The organism is Curtobacterium sp. MCLR17_034, from assembly GCF_003234485.1.
Taxonomy (GTDB): Bacteria; Actinomycetota; Actinomycetes; order Actinomycetales; family Microbacteriaceae; genus Curtobacterium; species Curtobacterium flaccumfaciens.
Window position 1 is genome coordinate 1 of sequence record NZ_QKTH01000010.1, and the last position, 17,490, is coordinate 17,490.

The 17,490-nt window shown below is 72.1% G+C and carries 9 protein-coding genes and 1 tRNA gene; 3 read left to right on the forward strand and 7 right to left on the reverse strand.

Going from position 1 to position 17,490, the window contains the following annotated elements; all coding sequences use genetic code 11:
• Positions 1–144 precede the first annotated feature (144 nt).
• The 3 genes from DEI98_RS11310 to DEI98_RS11320 all read right to left on the reverse strand — a co-directional run bounded on the left by DEI98_RS11310 (position 145) and on the right by DEI98_RS11320 (position 4,565).
• A tRNA-Met gene (locus DEI98_RS11310) sits at positions 145–221 on the reverse strand.
• Positions 222–284: 63 nt separating this feature from the next.
• Positions 285–3,290, reverse strand: a complete 3,006-nt coding sequence (locus DEI98_RS11315; RefSeq protein ID WP_181438019.1) for a UPF0182 family protein — start codon at positions 3,288–3,290, stop codon at positions 285–287.
• A 165-nt stretch (positions 3,291–3,455) separates the two neighbouring features.
• A complete protein-coding gene (locus DEI98_RS11320; protein ID WP_111022636.1) occupies positions 3,456–4,565 on the reverse strand; it encodes a PDZ domain-containing protein in 1,110 nt (369 codons plus the stop codon).
• A 152-nt stretch (positions 4,566–4,717) separates the two neighbouring features.
• Here DEI98_RS11320 and DEI98_RS11325 point away from each other — a divergent pair, with 152 nt between their 5' ends.
• Positions 4,718–6,136, forward strand: a complete 1,419-nt coding sequence (locus DEI98_RS11325) for a zinc-dependent metalloprotease (RefSeq protein ID WP_110864460.1) — start codon at positions 4,718–4,720, stop codon at positions 6,134–6,136.
• 60 nt (positions 6,137–6,196) lie between these two features.
• Entirely contained in the window at positions 6,197–7,054 is an 858-nt protein-coding gene (locus tag DEI98_RS11330; RefSeq protein WP_111100799.1) for a TOMM precursor leader peptide-binding protein, read from the forward strand.
• Here DEI98_RS11330 and DEI98_RS11335 read toward each other — a convergent pair.
• Both DEI98_RS11335 and nudC read right to left on the reverse strand, forming a co-directional pair.
• A complete protein-coding gene (locus DEI98_RS11335) occupies positions 6,945–8,711 on the reverse strand; it encodes an ATP-dependent helicase (RefSeq protein WP_181438020.1) in 1,767 nt (588 codons plus the stop codon). The two genes, DEI98_RS11330 and DEI98_RS11335, sit on opposite strands and share 110 nt — an antisense overlap.
• A complete protein-coding gene (gene nudC, locus DEI98_RS11340) occupies positions 8,708–9,643 on the reverse strand; it encodes an NAD(+) diphosphatase (RefSeq protein ID WP_110864458.1) in 936 nt (311 codons plus the stop codon). Before nudC ends, DEI98_RS11335 begins: the two co-directional genes overlap by 4 nt.
• A gap of 116 nt (positions 9,644–9,759) precedes the next feature.
• Here nudC and DEI98_RS11345 point away from each other — a divergent pair, with 116 nt between their 5' ends.
• On the forward strand, positions 9,760–10,758 hold the full coding sequence (locus DEI98_RS11345; RefSeq protein WP_110864457.1) for a phosphotransferase: 999 nt from the start codon (positions 9,760–9,762) through the stop codon (positions 10,756–10,758).
• A 222-nt stretch (positions 10,759–10,980) separates the two neighbouring features.
• Here the strand turns inward: DEI98_RS11345 and DEI98_RS11350 are convergent, their stop codons facing one another.
• Entirely contained in the window at positions 10,981–14,325 is a 3,345-nt protein-coding gene (locus DEI98_RS11350; RefSeq protein WP_258370811.1) for an ATP-dependent DNA helicase, read from the reverse strand.
• Entirely contained in the window at positions 14,322–17,477 is a 3,156-nt protein-coding gene (locus DEI98_RS11355; RefSeq protein ID WP_181438021.1) for a UrvD/REP family ATP-dependent DNA helicase, read from the reverse strand. The genes DEI98_RS11350 and DEI98_RS11355 overlap by 4 nt, the downstream gene beginning before the upstream one ends.
• Between the last annotated feature and the right edge of the window lie 13 nt (positions 17,478–17,490).

Here is a 17,490-nt window from a genome sequence, read left to right on the forward strand (position 1 = left end):
GTCAGATGTGTATAAGAGACAGGGCCTGCGGCGGGGGGGGTCCTGCGGCGGGGGTCCTGCGCCGGGCGTCCTGCGCCGGGCGTCTCGCGTCGGGGACACGAAGAAGGCCCCGGTCCTGTTGGACCGGGGCCTTCGTGTGACGCTTGGTTGCGGGGGCAGGATTTGAACCTACGACCTCTGGGTTATGAGCCCAGCGAGCTACCGAACTGCTCCACCCCGCGGCACGTTTAGAAGCCTACACGGGGCCGTGGCGGGACACAAATCGAGTGCCCCGCCACGGTGTGTCAGTTGCCGTTCTCGGCTGCCGTGGCGGCCTCGATCGCGTCCTGGAGGCGCTGATCGGCTTCCGCCGCGGCCACCAGGTCGTTGTCGGCGTAGGCCTCCTGGCGGTCCTGCAGGGCTGCCTTGGCGTCGGCCAGGGCTTCTTGCAGAGCGTCGTTGTCGGTCGAGCCGGAACCCGTCGAGCCGGTCGAGCCGGTCGAGCCGGTCGAGCCGGAGCCCGAGGAACCCGTGTCGGAACCGGACCCCGTGTCGGAACCGGATCCACTGTCGGAACCGGAACCGGAACCGGAACCGCTGTCGCTGCCGCTTGCGCCGGAGTCGCCGGCCGCCGCACCGGAGTCGCCGCCGAACAGCGAGTTCAGCGCTTCGTCGAGGGTGTCCTCGAACGCGATCTTGTCGCCGAAGGCCACGAGGACCTTCTGCAGCAACGGGTACGAACCACTCGAGGTCGACTGGACGTAGACGGGCTGCACGTAGAGGAACCCACCGCCGACCGGCAGCGTGAGCAGGTTGCCCTGCTTCACGGTCGAGTTGCCCCGCTTCAGGATGTTCAGCTCCTGCGACACGGTCGAGTCACCGTTGAAGAGGCTCTGCACCTGCCCGGGGCCCGGGATGTTGTCGGTCTTCGGCATCGTCAACAGCGTGAGTTTGCCGTAGCCCGACGCCTTCTCGCCCTTGCCGGCACCGCCCGCGTCGGAGTTCACCGCCAGGTAGCCGGTCAGCACGTTGCGGTTGTTCGCCCCGGCCGACTGCTGCGGGATGTAGGTCGTGTACAGCGAGTACGCCGTCCCCTGCCCCGGCACCTTCATCGTCAGGTAGTACGGGTCCTGCAGGTTCGCCCTGTTGGCGGTCGTCGTCGTCTGCGCGCCGAGCGCGTTCGTCGACGTCGCCGCGGTGTCGGCGTCACTGTCCGACGTCGCCGTGCTGGTCGGTTCCTGCGGGGTGTTCCACGCGTCGTCACCCGAGTAGAACGAGTTGGCGTTGGTCACGTGGTACGTACCGAGGATCGAGCGCTGCACCTTGAACAGGTCCGTCGGGTACCGCACGTGGTCGAGGAGTTCGGCGCTCATGCTCGACACCGGCTTCATCGACGTCGGGAAGATCTTCTGCCACGTCTTCAGGACCGGGTCCTTCGTGTCCCACGTGTACAGCGTCACCTTGCCCGTGTAGGCGTCGACGGTGGCCTTCACCGAGTTCCGGATGTAGTTCACCTGGTCGGTGCGGTACGTCGAGGACTCGGCGCCGGCGATGCTGTCCGACAGGCTCTGGCTCTGCGAGTACGGGTACGCGTCGCTCGTGGTGTATCCGTCCACCACCCACTGGATGCGGTGGTCGACGATCGCCGGGTAGGCGTCGCTGTCGACGGTCAGGTACGGCGCCGCCTTCTGCACGCGGGTGATCGGGTCGCGGTCGTAGAGGATCTGCGAGTCCTTGTTCACCGCGTTCGAGAGCAGGATCTGCTCCGACTGGAACTTCGCGGCGTAGACGAGCCGGTTGAAGAAGTTGCCGAGGCTCGGACCGCCGTCGCCGGCGTAGGTGGTGGTCGCGTTGCCGCCGTTGTCGTCGTCGGAACCGGACGGGTAGTCGAGCTCCACGTCCTTCGTGCCCTTCGGCGCACCCACGATCGAGTAAGGCGGCGAGGTCTCACCGAAGTACACGCGCTGCTGGAAGTCGCCCAGCGCACCGTTCGACGGGATCCCGGACTCGAGGAACACCGGCTTGCCGTCGCTCGCGCGCTGGTTGCCGTAGGCCGCGGTGACGCCGTAGCCGTGGGTGTAGACGAACGCCCGGTTGTACTGCGTGTTCGCGGCCGAGCTGAGCCCGGCGAGGTCGATGTCGCGGACCGCGATGACGGTGTCCTCGGTCTCGCCCTTGACGTCGTAGCGGTCGACGTCCAGCTCCTTCGGGAACTGGTAGTACTGCCGGTACTGCTGCAGCTGGCTGAACGTGTCGGAGACGATCTTCGGGTCGATGAGACGGATGTTCGCCGTCGTCTGCGCGTCCTTCGCGAGCGCACCCGAGCTCGTCTCGGTCGTGGCGTCGTAGTTCTGTTCCTCGACACCGGCGACACCGTAGGCGTCTCGCGTGGCCTTGATGTTCCGCTCGATGTAGGCGGACTCGAAGGTGCGCTCCGAGGGCTTCACCTGCAGACGCTGGACGACCCACGGGTAGATGCCGCCGACGACGATCGCGGCGACGAGCAGCAGGCCCGTCCCGACGATCGAGATGCGCCAGCGGCCGATGACCGCCGTGACGATGAAGAGCAGCGCGACGATCGCCGCGATGCCCGCCATGATCTCGCGGCCCGGGATCACTGCGTTGACGTCGGTGTACTGGGCACCGGTGATGAGCGAGTTCGACTTCGTCAGCGCCGCGTACTGGTCGAGCCAGAGGCTGACGGCCTGCAGCGCGATGTAGAGCGCCGCCGTGACCGCCAGCTGGATTCGCGCAGCACGGGAGATCCGGACCTCGCGACCACCGAAGCGGAGCGCGCCGTAGAGGTAGCTCGCAGCGAGCGCGGCGAGGCCGGCGATGAGGACGACGGCCGACGAGTAGGCCACGATCGAGCGCCAGAACGGCAGCTCGAACACGTAGAACCCGATGTCCAGTCCGAACTGCGGGTCGGTCTTGCCGAACGGCGTGCGGTTGAAGTACTCGAGGACCATGCTCCAGCGACCCGCGGTCGAGAGCCCCGCGAAGATGCCGAGGACCACGGGGATGCCGATCATCACGGCGCGCCGCAGCGGCTCGATGACCTGCTGGTAGCGGTCGAGCTGCGAGTTGAGCTTCGCGTAGACCGGCCGGAACCGGAACGCGAGCGCGATGCTCACGAAGACCGGGACCGCCATGCCGAGGAAGCCCGCCAGGAACATCAGGGTCCCGGCGATCCACCGGGTGGTGAGGACCTGCTGGAACCCGAGCTGCGCGAACCACGCGTAGTCGGTGTACAGGCTGGCGAAGATGAAGAAGGCGATCACCAGTGCGGCCAGCACGATGATCGTGACCACGATGGGGACCCGCGGCGAACGCCGCCCCGAGGTGGACGAGGTTGTCGTCACTTGATGTGCTCCAGACGTGTCGGACCGGCGGGCCCGGCTCGCGGCGGGCCGTCAGTGACACTGATCCTATGGGACCGGACCGAGCGTGAACCTGTACGGGGACTCAGGAGCGGGTCAGGACCCGCAGCGGGCGAGCTTCGCGGTGCTCCCGCCGTCGGCGATCGTCTGCAGGTCGGTGACGGCCTGGTCGAGCGTGGAGACGCTGTAGACGTCGAGCCCGTCCGGCACGTGCCCGACGACCTCGTCGCAGTTGTCCGCGGGGGCGAGGAACACCGTGGCGCCCGCGTCCGCGGCGCCGTAGAGCTTCTGCCGGATCCCGCCGATGGGCCCGACCTCGCCGTCTGCCGTGATCGTGCCGGTGCCCGCGACGTGCTTGCCGCCGTTGAGCTTGCCCGGCGTGATCTCGTCGATGATCCCGAGCGCGAACATCATGCCGGCGGACGGACCGCCGACGTCCTGCAGGCGGATCGACACCTTGAAGGGGAACTCGTAGCGCTCGGTGACGCCGACCCCGAGCAGCGCCGTGCCCTGCTCGCTGCGCGGCGTCACCCGGACGTCCTTCGTCGCGCCGTCCCGTTCGACGGTGACGGTCGCGGGGCTCGAGGTGCCGTGCTGCGCGACGGCTTCACGCAGGCTCACCGCGTCGGCGTTGGTCGTGAGCGACTTGCCGTCGAACGCCGTGATGACGTCGCCCTTCTCGATCGCGCCGTCGGCCGCTGAGCCCTCCTGCACGGCGCTGACCTCGAGTTCGGTGGGCAGGTCGTTCCCCTGCTGGATGAGCGCGGCGGCAACGGCCGACTGCTGCGACGCCTGCATGTCGGCGGAGTCCCGCTCGTTCACCTGCTCGGTCGTGGTGCCGCTCGGGTAGATCGCCTCGACCGGGATCACCGCCTGCGACCTGGTGAAGATCGCGCGGATCACGCTGGTCCACGACGGGCGGTTCGTGGCGTCGCCCTGGATGCCGACGGTGAGCATGTCGAGGGCGCCGGCCGTCGGGTACGTCTCGTGGCCGGACACCTGGATGAGCTTGACGTCCTTCGCGTCCTTGCCCGTCCCCTGCTCCTGCGTGCCGATCGTGTTGTAGACCGGCCCGGGGACCTCGATGAGGTACGGGCTCGGCAGCAGGCTCGCCAGCAGTCCCAGCACGACCGCGCCGATCAGGAACGCCCACCCGACGGTCCGGGCACGCGAGCGACGACGGGGCGCGGGGGCGAAGAGGGTCACGCGGGGTCCTTCCGAGGTGGGCACCCGCGCCTGGCGGCAGGGTGGTCGCCCACGTCTCGCGACGGGGCTGTTCGCCCTGGGCGCAGCGCTTCGGGCGTTCCCACGGGGGCATCCCAGGTGCGGCCCCGTGAGCAGCGATTAGCGTAGTCGGCATGCCTGATGAACCACAGCCGGGGCCGGACGACGACTTCCAGGAGATGCTGCGCAAGCTGCTCTCGGGCGAGGGGCAGATCGACCCGTCGCAGCTCGCCGGTGCCGCCGGTCTGCCGAACGACCCGGCCTCCGTGGCGAACCTGATGAGCCAGCTCCAGCGTGCCGCGCAGTCCGGCGGTGACGGCATCGACTTCTCGGCCACCGCCGAACGCGCCACCGCGATCGCTCGGGACGGCGGCCACCCCGTCGACCCGGCCACCTCGCAGGCGGCCGACCAGGCCTTCCAGGTCGCTGCACTGTGGCTCGACGAGGTCACGACGGTCGCCGAGCTGACCGCGACCCCGAGCCTCTACACGCGTGAGCAGTGGGCCAAGGCGACCGTCCCGGTGTGGACGCAGATCGCCGAGCCGGTGGCCTTCAGCATCGCCGATGCCCTGACCGAGGCGATCGACCAGCGTGCTCCCGAGCAGCTCAAGGCGATGCTCGGCGACGTCTCGAAGGCGATGCGCGGTATCGGCGGGGCACTGTTCGCGATCCAGCTCGGCCAGGTCGTCGGGCAGCTGTCGAAGGAGGTCGTCTCCGGCGGTGACGTCGGCGTACCGCTCCTCGACGAGCAGGTCGCGGCACTCCTGCCCCAGAACGTCGCCGAGTTCGCCGAGGGCCTCGACGTCTCCGAGGACGAGGTCCGCATCTACCTCGCGGTCCGCGAACTCGCCCACGCCCGGCTCTTCCGGTCGGCACGGTGGCTCCGGCTGCACATCATCTCGTCCATCACGGACTACGCGCGGGGCATCCACATCCCCTTCGACCGCGTCGAGGAACTCGCGGCCGACATCGACCCGACCAACCAGGAGCAGCTGCGCGACGCACTCGCCTCGGGTGCCCTCATCCCGCCGCGGACCGCCGAGCAGGACGCCGCGCTCGCCCGGCTCGAGACGATGCTCGCCCTGGTCGAGGGCTGGGTGGACACGGTCACCGCCGCGGCCACCGTCCGTCTCCCCAAGGCCGGAGCGATCGCCGAGATGGTGCGCCGTCGCCGTGCGGCCGGCGGCCCGGCCGAGTCGGCGTTCGCGACACTCGTCGGCCTCGAGCTGCGTCCGCGTCGTCTACGTGAAGCCGCCGCGATGTGGCAGCGGGTGACCGACGAGCTCGGCGCCGAAGAGCGTGACGCCCTCTGGTCGCACTTCGACCTGGTGCCGACCTCGGACGACGTCGACGCACCCGACGCCCTCGTCGCACGGCTGCGGAACCCGTCCCAGACCGACGAGGACGACGCGTTCGACAAGGCCCTCGAGGACCTGCTGAACGACTCGACCGGTGCGCGTCCGCACGAGGACGAGTCCGGCCGCGTGGCCGACGACCCCGAGGGTGGAGCGGGCGACGAGCCCGGGAACGACACGGGCGATCAGCCCCGCTGAGTTCTCCACAGATCCCCCTGGTGACCCCACGCGTGCCGCGTACTCCGGCACCGTGGGGTCATGGGCATCCGCATCGATCCGACGCTCGAGTTCGTCTGGCGTGACCCCGCCACGGTCCAGCTCGGGGTCGATCCTCCACGCGCCGTCGTCGCGGTGCCCACCACGGGGGAAGAACGGTTCCTCAACGGTCTGCGACGCGAGACCGGCCACGACGTGCTGGCAGGCCTGGCGGCCGCGTCGGGGTGCTCGCCGGAACGTGCTGCCGGTGTGCTCGGTGCCGCGTCGCCCGCGGTGGTCGAGGTCCTGCCCGAGCCGCTCGAACGCATCGAGGTGCACGGCGCCGGTGTCCTCGCCGACACCGTGGCGACGTTCCTGTCCGGCGAGGGCGTGACGGTCAGCCGCACCACCGCGCCCGCCGGGGGCCCGATCGTACTGCCCGAGCCCGAACCGCGCCTCGCCGTGGTGGTGGCCGACCACGTCGTCGACCCGGCGCTCCGCGCCGCGTGGACCCGCCGGGGCGTGCCGCACCTGGCGGTCGTCGTCGGCGACGGACGCGTCCGTCTCGGTCCGTTCGTCGTGCCGGGGGCCGGGCCGTGCCTCCAGTGCGCTGAGTACGCACGCGTCGACGATGACCCGGCCTGGCCGGCCATCGCCGCTCAGGTGTGGGGGCGGCACCCGGCACCGCTGTCACTGTGGCGGGCGGCGGCGGTGGCCGCCGCCACGACGCGGATGCTGCTGGAACGGCTCCCGCTCCGGACGCAACGAGCCGAGCCCGACCAGCTCGTCTTCGAGCGCGACGACCTGTCGGTCAGCCGTTCGCCGGTCCGGCCCCATCCGCGGTGCGCGTGCCGAGCGCTGCCAGGAACCGACTCGGAGCCCGGGCTCCCCCACGCGTGGAGCCCTGTTGCGACCACGTGATCGTGACCGAACGGCGGGCGCGCGTCAGCCCGACGTAGAACAGGCGTCGTTCCTCGTCCACCTCGGTGTCGGTCGACGCGTGCGAGATCGGCAGGAGCCCCTCGGCGGCGCCGGCGATGACCACGTGCGGCCACTCCAGACCCTTCGACGAGTGCAGCGTCGCGAGCGTGACAGCATCGACCTCGGGCTCGTGGTGCGTCGCCGCACGGTCCACCAGGTCCTGGGTGAACTGCTGCATCGTCGTGCCGACGGGGGCGTCCTCGGCCAGGCCCATGATCGCCTGCAGCGCTTCCCACTGCTCACGGACTGCGCCGGTGCCCTCCGGCGGCGTCTCCGTCCAGCCGCTGACCTGCAGCACCAGCCGGACCCGTCGGGTCAACTCGTCGTCGGTCTGCCGGATCGCCTCGCCGCGCATGTGGTGGACGGCGAGCTTGACCTCCGGGCGGTTGAAGAACCGGGTCCCGCCCTGCACGCGGTAGGGGATGCCGTTCCGGCCGAGCGCGGACTCGAGCGCAGCGGACTGCGCTCCGACGCGGAAGAGCACGGCGCAGTCCCCGTAGGACGCTCCGGCCCCGACGAGCTCGGCGATGCGCCGGGCGATGGTCTGTGCCTCGTCACCGTCGTGGACGCAGGCCAGCACCACCGGTTCCGGACCCGGTTCCTGGCTCTGGGCCACCAGGTCGAGCGCGCCGGGCTGGCCGCGCATCAGCGTGTTGGCCGCGGACACGACCTCGCGGGTGGAGCGGTAGTTCCGCTCGAGGCGCAAGACCGACCCGCGCGGGAACTCCGACCCGAACCCGAGCAGGTAGTCGCTCGAGGCGCCGGCGAACGAGTAGATGGTCTGACTGGCGTCGCCGACGACGCACAGGTCGTCACGGCCGCCCAGCCAGGCCCGCAGCAGGTCGTGCTGCACGGGCGAGACGTCCTGGTACTCGTCGACGACGAAGAACCGGTACTGCTGCCGCACGTACGACGCCACGCGGGGCTCGGACTCGACCATGCCGAGGGTCGCCAGCAGGACGTCCTCGAAGTCCAACTGCCGCCGGTCGTCCTTCAGTCGCTCGTACGCCTTCATCAGGTCGATGACCCGGCGCGGCGTGGTGTCGCGCGGCATCACCCGGTCGGCGGCGGCGGCCTCGTACTCGTCGAGCGAGAGCATCTGCACCTTGCGCCACTCGACCTCGGCGGCCAGGTCGCGGAGCACCGGGGTGTCGACGTTCATGCCGACCGTGTCCGCGGCGTGGGCGATCATCCGCCCCTTGGACTCGACTATCTTGGGGGCGTGCCCGCCGACGGTGTCCGGCCAGAAGTAGCTGAGCTGCGCCATCGCGGCGGCGTGGAAGGTGCGCGCCTGGACCGTCCCGGCCCCGAGCGCGCGCAGGCGCGACCGCAGTTCGCCGGCGGCACGGGTCGTGAACGTCAGCGCGAGGACGTGGTTCGGCGCGTAGGTCCCGGTGGCGACGCCGTAGGCGATCCGGTGCGTGATCGCGCGGGTCTTTCCCGTCCCGGCGCCGGCGAGCACCGCGACCGGACCGAGCAGGGTGCGGGCGACCGTCCGCTGCTCGGCGTCGAGCGCGGCGAGCAGTTCGTCGGGCGAGGGCGGCCGGGGTTCGACTGCCCCGGCACCCGGTGCACCGCGCGGACCGGTGACGCTCACGGCAGGTCCAGCGGCCCGCCGTACCACTCCTCGATGATGGCGCGGGCGATCGAGGTGCGTCCCGGCAGCAGCAGGGTGTCGCCGGCGCGCTCGCGGATCTCGTCGCGCGAGAACCACCGGACGTCCAGGATCTCCACGCCGTCGGGGCGGGCGGTCGTCGGGTCACCGCCGGCTGCGCGGGCGCGGAAGCCCACCATCAGCGACGCGGGGAACGGCCACGGCTGCGAGCCGAGGTACTCGGGCTCCTCGACACGGACGCCGGACTCTTCCCAGACCTCGCGGCGGACCGCGTCCTCGAGCGACTCCCCCGGCTCGACGAACCCGGCCAGCAGCGAGTACCGATCGGCGTCCCACGCGGCGTTGGAACCGAGCAGGATCCGGTCGTCGGCGTCGACGACCCCGACGATGATCGCCGCGTCCGTACGCGGGAAGAGGTCGTGTCCCTCGGGGTCGCGGCGGACCCATCCGCCGCTCACAACGGCAGTGGGTGAGCCGGTGCGCGGCGAGAAGCCGTGCACGGCGTGCCAGTTGGCCATCGCGACGGCTTCGACCGCCAGGCCCTGGTCGCGCGGCGAGAGCTCGGTGCCGAACATCCGGAGGCTCTGCCAGGCGTCGTCGTCGGGTTCGATCGCGGTCGCCGTCGCGCTGTCGATCAGGGCGGCGACGAAGCGGGTACCCGCCGGGGCATCGACGGCGTCCGACACCGCACGGCCGAGGTACAGAGTCACGGTGTCGACCGGGATCTCCGTCGCGGTCACGAAGCGCAGGGTGCCGTCGGCGTTCCGGAGCATCTCGGCACCACGCACCGGCAGGTACCGGGTGCGCTCGTCCTCGCGCAGGACACGCTCGACGTCGTCGGTCGTGCGGAACTCGGCGTCGCGGTCGAGTTCGTTGCGGGACAGCGGGAGCCGGGCGGCGAACTCGACGGTCACGGCGGGAGAGCTCCTCGGATCGGGTGCGGACGTGCAGGAGACGTGCGGTGGGCGTGCGGGCCGCCGAACAGCGTGGCGTGCAGCCGTGCACGCGACACGCGCCTACCCTGAGGGGCATGGCGGGATCCCAGTTCACTCTAGCCGCGTTGGCGACGACGGCCGTTCCAGGTCTCCTCGTCACGGGCACGCGCACGCTCGGCTCGGCCGCGGCCGGCGACTACGAGTCGGCGCTCCTCCGCGACGCCGACGGCACCGAGATCGTCATCCGCCGCCCCCGGAACCAGCGCGCCGAGGCGCGGCAGTCGGCCGACCTCGTCGCCATCCGCGCGCTGAGCGCCGGCATCCGCACACGCCTGCCGTTCGGCGTCGCCGAGTACCGCGGCCAGGCGCCGATCGGGTCGACGCGCGCCATCGTCACGACGCGGCTGGCCGGAGCTCACCCGACCCTCGCGTCGCTCGTCGAGCGCCCCGACCTCGCCACCAGCGTCGGCCGTGCCCTCGCCTCGATCCACCAGCTGCCGACGAGCTTCGTCTCCGACGCCGGCCTGCCGTCGCTCACGCCGTTCGAGGTGCTCCGGTCCGCCGTCTCGGTGATGGACCGCGCCGTGGCGACCAAGCTCGTCCCCGCCGCGCTCGTCGAACGCTGGGAGGGTGCCGCCCGCGACCAGCAGCTCTGGCAGTTCACGCCGACCGTCGTGCACGGTTCGCTCGGCACCGGCGCCCTGCTCGTCGACGGCGACGCGGTGACCGGGATCCTCGACTGGGGCGAGCTGCGGCTCGGCGACCCGGCGAAGGACCTCGCCTGGGTGCTCGCCGGCCGCCGCGATGCCTTCGACACCGTCCTCAGCGCCTACGAGGCGAACGGCGGCGGACGCGACCGCCAGCTCGCACAGCGTGCACGCGTGCACCACGAACTCGAGACGGCGCACTGGCTGCTGCACGGCGTCCAGGCGAAGAGCACCGAGGTCGTCGACGACGCCGTCGCGATGATGCACCGCCTGGTCGACGCGGTGCACGCCCCGAGTGCGGAACCACTGCAGTCCGTGTCACCCGAGACGATGGAGATCGGCGAGGTGGAGCAGCTGTTGTCCTCCACCGAACGCCGCCACGGCTGACGCTTCGTGAGCAGGAATGGTCGGGTCGCTGCGGCGCACCCGACCATTTCTGCTCACCAAGGTGCGGCAGGAGTCGTGGACGCGACCGCCTGGAGGCCCGGCGCGGGTCCGGCGGACCGGCACCGGGCCTCCAGGGCGGAGCGCGACACGGGCGGAGCGCGACACGGGCGGAGCGCGACACGGGCGCAGCGCGTGCGACGGGCGCAGCGCGCCCGCAGGACGTCAGCCGACGGCCTCGGACCACGCGCGCTCGAGTCCGGCTCGGTCGAGCAGCTCGGTCGGACGGACCTCGAGGTCGTCGGCGACGAAGTAGAACACCGCGTCGACCTGGTCGAGCGGCCGCCCGGTGAACTCGGCGTAGGCGACGCGGTACAACGCGAGCTGCAGGGTGCGGCGGGCCAGGTCGTCCGCCCCCGACGGCGCCTTGCCCGTCTTCCAGTCGACCACCTCGGCGCGCCCGTCGATCTCGTACACGGCGTCGAGCTTGCAGACGACGCTGTGCCCGAGGAACGGGATGTGGATCTCGCGCTCGACCTCGATCGGCGTCAGCCCGGCCCACCGTGAGCGCGCGAACGTCGCCTGGAAGTCCGCGAGTCGACGGGCGTCGTCGTCGGTGACCACGGCGTCCGGCGACGAATCGGCGAGGTCGTCGGCATCGAGGTCGAGCTCGCCGTCCCACACGTCGAGCGTCTCGAGCGCGCCGCCGCTCCGTGCCCGCTGTTCCACCCACTGGTGGAACAGCGTGCCGAGCCGGGTGGCCCGGTACGGGCGCTCCGGCATCGGCCGGCGGAGCCGCTCGGCCACGGAGTCGGGTTCGGTCAGGTAGTCCTTGAAGCCCGACGCCGGGACCCGGTGCGGGACGGCGACCGCGTGCTTCGCGTTCCGGGTGGCGTACCGTTCGGCGAGCAGCAGGTCGATGTCGGCGGCGAAGCGCCCCGCAGCACCGGGGTTCGCGTTCCGCACCCGCTCGGCGGCAGCCAGGACCCGCGGCGCACGCTGCCCGAACGGCACGTGCGGCCAGGTCTGGGTCGCGCCGCTCTCCCCCATCGGGTTCTCGTCGTGCACCGTCGTCTCCGGGATCGCCGCACCGTCGATGACGCCGGCGTCCACCAGGTCGCGCAGGTAGCGGCTCGGCTCGGTGGGTCGGACCCCGCCGGCCCAGAACGAGCCGGACACCAGCAGGTCGTGCTTCGCACGGGTCAGGGCGACGTAGGTGAGCCGGCGTTCCTCGTCCTCGTTGCGGGCCTTCACCTGTTCCTTGAAGGCGTCGATCGCCGTGGTGACGTCCTTCTGGGTCTCCTGCCCGCGCCATGCGAGTCGCGGCAGCTCGGCGGCGTCTCCACGGAACTCGTACGGCAGCCGGCCGAACCCGAGCCAGCCGGACGAGCCCTCCTGCGGACGCGCCGGCAGGCCGCCCTCGACCATCCGGGGCACTGCGACGGCGTCCCACTCGAGCCCCTTGGACCCGTGGATCGTCAGGATCTGCACGGTGCCGGCCTCAGGCTCCTCGGACCGCGGGCCCATGTCGTCCCGTCGGGCTGCGGCGTCGATCCACCCGAGGAACGAACCGAGGTCGGCGCGGTCGTCGGTCGACACGAAACCGGCGAGCTCGTCGATGAAGGCGTCGAGGTACGCGCCGCTGCCCTGTTCGTGCGCGGCGACCTCGATGTCGAGTCGCATCTCCTGCACGACGAGCGTCACGAAGTCGACCAGGTCGCTCCCTGCGCGTGAGCGGAGCATCGCGAGCTGCCCGCCGAGCGCACGCATCCGGCTGCGACCCGCGGGGGTGATGCCCTCGAGCGCGCCGTGCTCGTCGGGTGCGGTCGCGGCGAAGTCGAGCGCGTCGACGATCGACCCGTGCTCCCCGGCGGCCACGGAGGCCCGGAAGGCCGCGGTCAGGTCGTCGTCGAGGCGTTGCTGGGTGTGATCACGCTGGAACAGCCACCGGGCGAGCTGGTGCAGGGCGACGATGTCCGCCGCCCCGACCCGCCACCGTGCACCCGCGAGCAGCCGGATCAGGTCGTTGCCGGCCGCCGGGTCGTGCAGGACGCGCAGGCACGCCACCAGGTCGACGATCTCCGGACGCTGGAGCAGTCCGCCCGTGCCGAGCACGTGGTACGGCACCCCACGGGCACCGAGCGCCGCCGTGAACGCCGCGAGGTCCTTCCGGGCCCGCAGCAGCAGCGCCATCGAGCCCGCCGGGTCCTGCCTGCGGTGGTCCTGGAACCACGCCGCGACCTCGTCGGCCTCTTCCGGCAGGGTCTCGGGGAACACCACCCGCACGGTGCCGGCGTCCGCACCCGGCCGGGGCGAGAGCCGTTCGACGTCGACCTCGGACGCCTCGGACAGCGGCGACACGATCGCGTTCGCCCCCGCGAGCACGTCCACCGGGTTCCGCCAGCTGGTCGACAGCGCGAAGGTGACGGGTTCGGCCACGCCGGGTTCGTCGCCGCCGAAGTCGTGCGGGAACCGGGCGAGGTTCGCGGCGCTCGCACCACGGAACCCGTAGATCGACTGGTGCGGGTCGCCGACCGCCATCACCGAGTGCCCGCGGAACAGCCGCGCGAGGAACCGGGTCTGCACGACCGAGGTGTCCTGGTACTCGTCGAGGAGCACCACCCCGTACCGGCTCCGCAGGTCCGAGACGACACGAGGGGCCGACTCGGCCGCGGCGAGCGCGAGGGCGATCTGGTCGGAGAACTCCACGAACCCGCGGTCGACCTTCTGTCGTCGGAACTCGGCGACCAGGTCGGCCAGGGGTTCGAGGGCGCCGATCGCGGCGACCGCGTCCGTGATCGCCTTGTACGGCTTGCCGCGGTTGCCGGGGAGTTCGAGCAGCTCCGAGAACTCGATCGCGAACCGGCGCAGGTCCTCTGGCTCGACGAGGTGTTCCGAGGTGGCACCGGCGAGCGCGACCACGGCTGCGGTCAGGGTGTCGACGTCGCGGTCGAGTCCGGCGAGCCGGTCGTCGCGGGCGGCCACCACGACCCGACGGGCGAGCTGCCAGGCCGACGGTTCGGTCAGCACCTGGGACTCGCCGTCACGCCCGACGAGCAGGGCGTTCTCACGGAAGACCGCGTTGGCGAAGGCGTTGTACGTCGAGACCGTGGGTGCCTCGAAGGCGTCACCGGGGGTGATCAACCCCACGTCCTCGAGCGCGCGGATGCGGTCGTTGATGCGAACGGACAGCTCGCCGGCGGCCTTGCGGGTGAAGGTCAGGCCGAGGACTTCGTCGGGGCGGACGAGTCCGTTGGCCAGCAGCCAGACGACGCGCGAGGCCATCGTCTCGGTCTTCCCGCTGCCGGCACCGGCGACGACCAGCGCCGGCACGAGCGGTGACTCGATGACGGCGCGCTGCTGGGCGGTGGGACGGGGGCGGCCGAGAGCGTCGGCGATGGCGTCGGCGCCGTGCCGGATGACGGGCGGTGCAGCGGCAACCGTGCCGTCCGCAGCAGCAGCAGCAGCCGTGCCGGTCGTGTCCGCCGTGCCGGTCGTGTCCGCCGTGCCGGTCGTGTCCGCCGTGCCGGTCGTGTCCGCCGTGTCGGTCGTGTCCGCCGTGTCGCTCACCAGGTCACCTCCGCCACCACGTGGATCCGGCACTCGACCCCGGTCCGGGCCTTCTCGCAGTGGTCGTCCACGTTCGCCACGAACGTCCGGCCGGCCATGCCCCGCGCCACTCCGTGCAACCGCTCGCGGTAGGCCTCGCGCGCCTCGGCGTCGAACGCGTGCTGGGTCCGCTCGGAGTACGCCTGTCCGCCGCGGGGGTTCTGGACGAAGACCAGCCGGGCGTCGGTCATCGGAGACCCAGCCGGAACACCCTCGACCGCGCCGTCCTCGACCGCGAGTTGGTAGGCCCCGAGCTGCGGGTGTTCCGGCATGTCGTTCTTCTCGCTGGGCATCGAACGGCCGGTCTTCAGGTCGACGACGCTCACCCGCCCCTCGGGGTCGACCTCGATGCGGTCGATGCTCCCCCGGATCCGGGCGGGCCCGGTCACGAGCGCGAACGAGGTCTCGGCGCCGAGCAGTCGACGGCCGGCGCTGGCGAAGGTGCGGAGGTAGTCGCTCAGCCCCTCGATCATCCGCCGGGTCCGGGCACGTTCGCGGTCGGCGACCCAGGGCGACTCGAACGTGAGCTCGTCCCACCGCGCCTCGACCCGCTCCCACAGCGACTCGACGTCGATCTCGGTGGCGTGCTCCATCGCTTCGTGCACGATCGTGCCGATGCCCATCGCCGGGCTCGGGGCACCGCCGCCGAAGGTCTGCGCGAACCAGTGCACCGGGCACTCCTCGAAGGTGCCGATCCGCGACGGCGACACCGACACGGCCGGGGAGACGGGCTCTCCGCCCTCGACCTCGGGCGCGGGCTCGGCGTCGAGGTCGACCAGGGGGTCGTCCGTGGTCGGTTCGGCGAGCCCGTACCACTCGTCCGGAGCCGCCCCGGGGACCTCGGCCTCGGCCAGGCGGGCCAGGGCGGACGCGGCCTCGTGGTCGCCGGAGCCCACCACCCGGCGGCGCAGCGAGCCGGCGAGCCCACGCAGGGACAGTGGGTGGACGGTCGGCTGACGGTCAGGCGGCACCGGGACGAGCCGGACGAAGGGTGACGGCGACTCGTCGTCGTTCGCGACCGTGCCGATGACGACCTGGGTGGTGGCGCGCGAGACGGCCCGGGCGAACAGCCGGAGTTCGTCGGCGACCACGGCGGCACGGTCGTCGATGGGCGAACGCTCGACCCCGGCGGCAGCGCGGACCAGGCCGTCCGGGTCGAGCAGACTGCCGCGCACCCGGGTGTTGGGCCAGACGCCGTCCTGCAGACCGAGCACGACGACCACGTCGCACTCGAGCCCGATCGTCGCCGACGGCGTCAGGACCCGCACCCGGCCGGCGGTCCGGTCGGGGCCGATCGAGTCCTCTGGCAGGTCGGCGCCGAGCAGGTCGTCGACGAAGACCCGCGCGGGGGCGTCCGGCGTGCGCTCGACGAAGCGCTTGGCGGCGGTGAACAGGCCGACGACGGCATCCAGGTGCCGGTCGGCTTCCCCGGCGCCGACCCCACCGGCGGCGGACGGGGCGCCCCACGACTTTGCAAGACCGCTGCGTTCCCAGAGGCCCCAGAGGATCTCCTCGATGCTCGATCCTGCCTGGGCGTCGGCACGCGCCTGCACCAGGCTCCGGGCCAGCCGGGTCGCTCGTCGTGCGAACCCGGCGTCCACCGTCGCCAGGCGCTCCGGTGCGCCCAGGGCATCGACCAGCAGTTCGTCGGCGGTGCGGCTGCCGTCGCCCGCGAGCTCCTCACGCCGCAGGGCGAGCCGGAGCCGACGCATCGCCAGGGTGTCGAGGCCACCGAGGGGCCCGGTGGCGAACGCGGTGGCCAGGGCGGCGTCGAGCGGCAGGACGTCGAGCGCCACCGCGGCCGCGTCGAGCAGCGCCCGCGCCGCGGAGTCGTCGCGCGGACGGACGGGCGCGGCACCGGCAGTCGCCGGGACCTCGGCCACGGAGAGTGCCCGGACGAGTTCGGGGATGGCAGCACCGCTGCGGGTGACCACGGCCATCCGGTGCCATGGCACGCCGTCGAGCAGGCGGTGTTCGCGGAGTCGACGGGCGATCGCCACGACGAGCGCGGACCGGCTGGCGGCCTCGAGGTGCACGACGGCGTCGGGCCGCGCATCCTGGTCGCCCGCCGACGCGCTGCGCTGCCGACCGGCCGCCGCGGTGCCGATGCGACCCGTGACGCCGGTGACCAGGGCGCGGATCGGGGCGGGGTGCCGGTGCACGGCGCCGAGGAACAGCTCGTCGACACGGTCCACCCCGAGGCGCACGGCCAGTCGACCGAGCACGTCCGGTTCGGCGCCGCGGAACGCCGAGGCGGCGATGTCCGGGTCGCCGAAGGCCACGACCTGCACGCCGGAGCGCGCGAGTGCCCCGAGCAGCGCGATCTCACCCTCCACCAGTTCCTGCGTGTCGTCGACCACGACCAGGCGCAGGGCGGCGATGCTCGCGGGGAGCTCGTGCCGCAGCACCGCGGCGGTGGCGTACGCCACGAGTTCGCCGGAGTCGAGCCCGGTCGGCCGGAACGCGGTGACCGATGCCCGGTAGTCGTCCACGAAGTCCCCGACGGCCCGCCACTCGGGCCGTCCGAGCTCGTCGCCGAGTTCCCGCATGTCGTCGGGCTCGACGCCGGCCGCCACCGCACGCATCATGACGTCGCGCAGGGCGGTGCGGAACCCCGCTCGCTCCCGGACGACGGCGGTGATGGGGTCGGGCCAGGTCGGTCCGGCTCCGTCGAGTTCGTGCCCGGCGAGCAGGTCGGCGATGATCCGGTCCTGCTCCCCGCCGGTCAGCAGCGTCGGGGGTTCCTGCCCCTGCACCGACGCCGCGTGGGTGACGATCTGGAACGCCAGCGAGTTCACGGTGCGTGCGAGGGCACCCGGCACGACCCGGTCGACCGTCCGAGCGAGCCGGTCACGCAGCGCCGTCGCGGCCGTCCGCGCCGAGGTCAGGGCGAGCACCGTCGCGTGGCCGTCGGGGGTGATCGCGTCGGGACGGGTCAGCCGGTCTGCGACGAGCCGTGCGAGCGTGGTCGTCTTGCCGCTGCCCGGCGCACCGATCACCGCGGCGTGACGGCCGTCCGGCAACGCGAGCACCGCGGCCTGCGAGGGGTCGTCGACCAGTGCGCGCGCGAACCCGGTGTCCTCGGGAGCGGGCATCAGCAAGGTCTGCGGCACGCTCGTACGGTAC

Coding starts and splice junctions, on each gene's coding strand:
- DEI98_RS11345 (WP_110864457.1), top strand. CDS start 9,760: ATGGCGGGATCCCAGTTCACTCTAGCCGCGTTGGCGACGACGGCCGTT.
- DEI98_RS11330 (WP_111100799.1), top strand. CDS start 6,197: ATGGGCATCCGCATCGATCCGACGCTCGAGTTCGTCTGGCGTGACCCC.
- DEI98_RS11325 (WP_110864460.1), top strand. CDS start 4,718: ATGCCTGATGAACCACAGCCGGGGCCGGACGACGACTTCCAGGAGATG.